Origin of the sequence: Sphingomonas sp. FUKUSWIS1 (genome assembly GCF_000733135.1) — a bacterium.
Classification (GTDB): domain Bacteria; phylum Pseudomonadota; class Alphaproteobacteria; order Sphingomonadales; family Sphingomonadaceae; genus Sphingomonas; species Sphingomonas aerolata.
Genome location: NZ_JPJC01000281.1, coordinates 768 through 7,012, shown reverse-complemented (window position 1 = coordinate 7,012; position 6,245 = coordinate 768). Strand labels below are relative to the sequence as shown.

The window sequence follows — 6,245 nt, the reverse complement described above, 5'->3', positions numbered from 1 at the left end:
GGTCCAGAGGTCGGCGAGCATCGCGCCGCGCTGGTCGATCTGGTCGAGCCGTTGGCCCCGGTATTTGGCGTAATTGTGCACGTCGAGGATGATCAGGCCGAACCCGCCGAGCCCCGCGATCGATTCGTCGAGCCGTGCGAGTTCCGCGGCGTCGATCGGGGCATTGGGCCGCGGTTGCAGCCGTTCCCAGAGAACGGGCACGCGGATCGCGTTCATGCCCGCGGCGACGAAGGGCGCGGTCTCCTGGGGCTTGGGGTAGAAATAGTCGAAGCCGTAGCGCCCGGGAATGCGCTTCGAGGCAAAGCCGCCGGTCGCGATGTTGACGCCGGTATAGCGCGGATGCGCAGGCTTGCGCGGCCCAGTCGCGGAGGGGGCATCGGCGGCGGGATCGAGCGTGATCGGTAGACCGGTTCGCGCGGGCGCAATCATGACCGCAACGCCGGCCGTCGCGACCAGCGCAGCGCCTCCCAGCGCGATGAACAGGCCGTTATGTCGCATCGGCACGCCCATCACCCAAGCCGGTGACCCGTGCAAGCATCACACGACCAACGCCGGGGGAATCGCGACGGCTGGCCCGGGTAGCGGGGTGCGCCGGCGCTGGCGGCACGGGACATGGCGGGGCACTAGGGTATGAAAAAGGGCGCCCCGTTGCCGGAGCGCCCTCTTCTCAGGCCGTGGCCGCAGACGTCAGGCTGTTGCGAAACAGACCTGGCGACGACGAATGCGCAGGGCATCGCATGAAACGAGACATCCCGGCCACCGGAATCCGATCACTGATTCAGAGCCATTTTTCGTTGATGAAGACCGAGTCCTCGGCCTTGAGTTCGCCGTCGAGATCGACCTTCTTCAGCTTCTCGCCGTCGCGGAAGATCGTGACGTTCCGCGTCGATCCGGCGAGCGTCGGACCACCGGCGCGGGCCAGCGCCTGGCGAACCGTCATCCCGGTCTTCAACGGGAAGGATCCGGGCGAATTCACCTGGCCATAGACATAGATGACGGGCGCGACCGGAACGAAGAGCGTGTCCTTCGCCTCGAGCAGCGTCGCCGCGCTCCATTCGCCGCTGAGGTCCGACAGGAGGATACGGTGTTCGACCGGATCGCCGACGCGCTTCAGGATCGCAAAGTCCGCGCTGGTCCCACGCGTGCCGCCCGCGCGGGCGAGCGTCATGCCGACGGTCAGCTGCAGATCGAGCGGATAGATGCCGGGGGTTCCGACCTCGCCGAACACGGTCACCGAACTGCTGACGAACTGCGTGACCTCAACATTGACGACGGGCTTGACGAAATAGCCGCCGCTCCGCAGCCGGGCGGCGATATCCGCGGCCAGTTCACGCGCGGTCTGGTTGCGCACCTGGACCGCGCCGAGGAACGGCAGGGTGATCGTGCCGTCGCTCTTGACGCGCGTCTTGACCACCTGGCCCGGGCCCTGGCCGAAAATCGTCACCTCGACCTCGTCATCGGGGGCCAGGCGATAGCCGTCGTTGGGTACGGCACCCGCCGGCGCGGGTGTCGGGCGCGCGGTTGGTACCTGCGCCCCGGCGGCCGCAGCGGCCATGAGCAACGGCAGAACAAGCGAATGCGCCATGCGGATCTTCATCATCATCCCCTTAGAAACGGGCCGTGACACCCGCCGATGCGGATGTGGCCGTATAGTCGTAAATCGCATTGTCAGCCGTGCGGCGCTGGTGAGCGACGTTCAGGCTGAGCCGTAGCGACCGGTGAAAATCGAATGCATAGCTTCCGCCGACGACGTTCAGCCTGTCCTTGCCGCGTGGTGGCTGAAGCGTGAGCGCCAGATCCTCGCCGCGCGGATCGCGTCGCGCGCGCTGGGCGAACAGCGTGGCGGTGCTACGCGCCGAGAGCAGATAGGACACGTTGAGGTTGTAGCTGTCGGCGATGATATAGGTCGCGCCAAACGAGCTCTGATTCTGCACCGCACGGCGGCCGGAGCCGACGATCGTGAACCGGGGCACCGGGCGTATCGTCACCTGCGCGTCGAACGACGGGCCGCTGAAGGACGGCACGGCCGCGCGCTTGGGGTCGGCATGCGTGATGCCGCCGCCAAGCCGGAAGCTGACGCGCGGCGCGACCGAACGTTCGAAGACCAGCTGGACGTCGGTGATCATCGTCGAATCGTCGATCCCGGTCAGATCCTCGATACCCGGGCGCGCGATCTTCGCAACCGAGCCAATGAGCTGCAGCGTACCGAGGCTGGGCCGCCCATAGCCGATCCCCGCGCGCAGCGCCGACTGGTTCGTGTCCAGAACCTTGCGGCTGCTGTTGGTGAGCGACACGCGGTTGACCCCCACCGCGGGAAAGAAGCCCGCCGCGGCGCGGCAGCTCGCGCCGACGTCATAGACCTGGCGCAAGAAGCTCTCGGTCACCACGGTGTTGGTGTCGCCGAGATCGAACTGCGCGCGTTCGAGCGCCGCGCTGCCGGTCACGCTGCAGGGCGCGCCGACCGGGGTCGTCACGCTCGAAGTCAGGTTGATCCGCTCGCGATCGAGGCCGCTGAACCGGGTGTTGAAATCATAGCCGACCGTGCCGCCGGCGGTGACGCGGGTGCGTCCGAAGATGCGATTCAGGTCGACGGCCAGCGCCGGCGAAACGCGGATATTGTCGCGCGGCCCGCTCCCGCGCGCGTCGTTGAGACGCAGCACGTTGCTGTCATAGACACTGGTGATCACCGGCACGACACGAAACCGGTCGACATTGCCCGCAACGGGCACGCTGACGGGTGTGTTGACGTTGACCGTCTGTGCCTGCGCACCGCTCACCAAACCGCCAGTCATGGCCGCCGCGAGCGCGACCTTGCCGATCCGTGCAGTTCGCTCGTCTCGAGCCCTTCGCATTGTTTCCCGTCATGTTTTCAATTGCTACCCGCATGATGCGCGGTCGCATTTCGTCCTTCGAGCTATTCCGGCGCTTGTCAAATCTCGACTCGCGGCACCGGGCCCAAGGGCACCGCGTCTCGATAAGTGAAAAGCGCGATCAGGTCGAGTGACGGCGTCGCACGGTGCTGTCCCTTGATCGTACACCGGGTCGCGACGATTCGGGTGTCAGGCCTCGGCGATCAGGCTGAGAACGTCGCCGATCAGGCGTCGCATCGCGTCGCGCGCACCATCGGCATCGCGCGCGGCGATCGCGACGGCGACCGCGGCATGGTCGGCGATGTTCGCGCTGCGCCCCTTGATCCGGTTGGTGAAGCGGATCGAGGTGCGAAGCGCGGTTTCGACCACCGACTGGAACTGTGCGTAGAAGGGGTTGCGCGACGCGCGCAGGACGGCGACGTGGAACGCGATGTCCGCGTCGAGCGGATCGTCATAGCTGCGCTCCGCAGCGGCCATCCGCGCCAGCCCCGCCTCGATCGCGACGATGTCCTGTTCGGTGTGATACAGCGCCGCGAGCGCCGCCGCTTCAGGCTCGATCCCGATCCGCAACTGGTTGAACTGCTGCAGCAGCTCGACCGAAAATTTGCGGTCGAGCAGCCAGCGCAGCACATCGGTGTCGAACAGGTTCCAGCTGCTCGATGGCTGGACGATCGTGCCCTGTCGCGGCCGCGCGCTGACCAGTCCCTTGGCGGTCAGCATCTTGACCGCCTCACGGGTCACCGATCGGCTGACGCCATGCGCCACCGCGATCTCCGCCTCGGTGGGGAAGGGCCGATCCGTATATTGGCCGGTCACGATGGCCTTGCCGAGCAGGTCGAGCATGCCATGCGTAAGGTTCCGTCCCAGATCCCGATTCTCCAGGGCAACGACGTCGGTCAGCACACGCTCCATAAAGCCTGTGTGGCGCAAACCGGTCCGGCTGTCACCCACTGCAAGCAACTGGGCGGGGTGGATTGTCATATAATTCTGTCGCGCGTGTGCCGGGAAGGCGCTGCGGAAGGGCGAACGGGCAATAACGCTATCGCCGGCGGACCGAACCGCCTAGACGGCGCGCTCCCCGGGGGGCCGCTGACGCGCGGCTGAGAGGTGGGCTGCAGCCCATGACCCGCTGAACCTGATCCGGTTGATACCGGCGTAGGGAGGGCTGGCGGCGCGTCCGTCGTCCCTCCGTGTGGAGTGGACGCAAGACCGTGATGATCCTTCGATTTGACCTGATGACGGGCCGGCCGCCCCGTGTTGCATGCAGCGCGCTGGCAGCGGCACTTGCTGCTGTGGTGGCCTTCGCCCCCGCCGGCGCGCAGACGCGGGCGGATGCGCGGGACGGCGCCGACCCGGTCGATATCCGCGTCGTCGGTCTTCTCGATCCCGAGGGGCTGCTCCCCGACCAGACGGTGCCCAAGTCCGAGAGCGCGATCGCCGCGGCGTTCATCACCAAGCAGGCGCCGACGCTCAACGCGTTCCAGCTGGTCAATCTCCTGCCCGGCGCGACCGTCGCGTCGAGTGATCCTTACGGTCTGTCGACCAGTTCGAGCCTGACGTTGCGCGGGCTGGGGCAGGACGAGATCGGCGTGACGATGGAGGGCGCGCCGCAGAACGACATTGGCTATTATTACGCCTATCCCTCGCAGTTCGCTGATACCGAGAATCTGCAGCGCATCGCGCTGGCGCAGGGCGCGGTCGATATCGCGTCGCCGACGCTGGGCGGTGCGGGCGGGTCGCTGTCGCTCTGGCTCGACGATCCGAGTGCGGCGCCGCGCGGGCTCGTTGACCTGTCGATCGGATCCTATGCGGCGCGGCGCGGCTTCGTCCGGCTCGATAGCGGACGGATCGGCCAGACGGGGCTGCGGGCCTTCGTCTCTTATTCGAACACGCGCGCGAACAACTGGCGCGGTGCCGGCCATGACACGCGCCAGCATGTCGATGCCAAGCTGCTCGGCGAATGGGGCAACGGCAACCGCGCGAGCCTGGCGCTGTCGTTCAACGACGCGAACTCGTCGACCTATCGCAGCCCGACGCTCGCCGAATGGCGCGCGCAGGGACGCGATTTCAACTTCGATGCGCGGTACAGCGCGGGCAACACCAATTACTGGCGGCTGTACCGCGCGCCGTTCCGCAACCTCTATGCGTCGGCGCCGGTGCATCTGGCGCTGGGCGCAGGGGTAACGCTCGACAGCACCAGCTATCTGCAGTTCGGCTACGGCAATTCGCCCTATGGGACGCAGCTCGGCACGACCGGCAATTTCCTCGGCATCGAGCCGCTCGCCGATCCGATCGCGCTGCCGGGTGCGGTCGACGGGGTCGCGACGGTGCTGGGCAATTATACCGGCGACCAGCGCCGCGTGGGCACGGTCAACACGCTGACAATCGAGCGCGGCATCCACCGGCTGACCGCGGGGCTGTGGTTCGATCACGGCACCGACCGCGTCGTCCAGTCCTACACCGCGGTCGGCGCCGACGGCGCACCGGCCGATCGCTGGGGGTATCGCGCAAAGGCGATCCGGACCGCGGACGGCCGGTTGCTCGCCTATGAGAACCAGCGGACCGTGACGGTGACCAAGGCGGCGTTCCTGGCCGACCATGTCACGCTGACCCCGCGTCTTGCGGTCGATATCGGGTTCAAGGGCGTCAACGTGCTGCGCAGCGGGCGCAACTACCTGCCCGGGCCGCAGGACCGCGTCCGCCTCGACAGCTTCGCCGCGCTGCCGCGGGCGGCGGTGCATTACGAGATCGACGACCGGCAGCAGCTGTTCGCCAACATCACGACGAACTTCCGCACGCCGAACGAGTTCACGCTCTACGACAGCTATGCGGGCGGTGCGCTGGTCAGCGCGGGGACGACCGCGCTGAAGAACGAATATGCGGTCTCGCAGGAGCTGGGCTATCGCTATATCGGTACAGCGCTGTCCGCATCGGTGACGGGGTTCCATTATGATTTCCGAAACCGCCAGCTGGCGACGGTCATCAATAGCGGCGGCGCGCTGGTCAATTCGACGCTGAATGCCGGGGGGCAGAGCTCCTACGGGATCGATGCCGAGATCGATTACCGCCCGGCGCGCGGCGTCAGCGTCTATGTCTCGGGCGAATATCTGCGCGCGCGGATCAGCGACGACTTGCCGGTCGGCGACGACTATCTGCCGACCCGCGGCCGGCATGCGGTCTCGAGCCCGACCGTCCAGGTCGGTGGCGGCGGGACCTATGACGACGGACGGTTGTTCGGCAGTGTCGCGGTCAAATATGTCGGCCGGCAATATGCGACGTTCGTCAACGACGAGAGCATTAAGGGCTATGCGACGCTCGACCTGTCGGTCGGCGTGCATCTGGCGTCGATGCTCGACGGCAAGCGGACCGACCTGC

General features: G+C 66.9%; 5 protein-coding genes and 1 riboswitch. Of the genes, 1 reads left to right on the top strand and 4 read right to left on the bottom strand.

The annotated features are described in order from the left end of the window. From sphsw_RS20700 to sphsw_RS17805, 4 genes are all read right to left on the bottom strand, one after another. Positions 1–510, bottom strand: a 510-nt coding sequence (locus tag sphsw_RS20700) for a cellulase family glycosylhydrolase (RefSeq protein ID WP_042467775.1), incomplete at its 3' end; no start/stop codon positions are given. 268 nt (positions 511–778) lie between these two features. Beyond that, complete coding sequence (locus sphsw_RS17820; RefSeq protein WP_160172665.1) at positions 779–1,597, bottom strand: SLBB domain-containing protein; 819 nt, start codon at positions 1,595–1,597, stop codon at positions 779–781. Positions 1,598–1,607: 10 nt separating this feature from the next. Beyond that, positions 1,608–2,792 carry an outer membrane beta-barrel protein gene (locus sphsw_RS17815; protein WP_031441792.1) on the bottom strand — a complete coding sequence of 395 codons (1,185 nt, stop codon included), beginning with the start codon at positions 2,790–2,792 and terminating at the stop codon, positions 1,608–1,610. Between the two features lie 267 nt (positions 2,793–3,059). Further along, a complete protein-coding gene (locus sphsw_RS17805) occupies positions 3,060–3,782 on the bottom strand; it encodes a FadR/GntR family transcriptional regulator (protein ID WP_042467771.1) in 723 nt (240 codons plus the stop codon). Positions 3,783–3,946: 164 nt separating this feature from the next. Beyond that, positions 3,947–4,035, top strand: a riboswitch (TPP riboswitch). Positions 4,036–4,105: 70 nt separating this feature from the next. On the opposite strand from sphsw_RS17805, the gene sphsw_RS17800 reads away from it, so the two are divergent. Beyond that, the coding region (locus tag sphsw_RS17800; RefSeq protein ID WP_031441790.1) for a TonB-dependent receptor at positions 4,106–6,245 on the top strand (2,140 nt) is incomplete at its 3' end.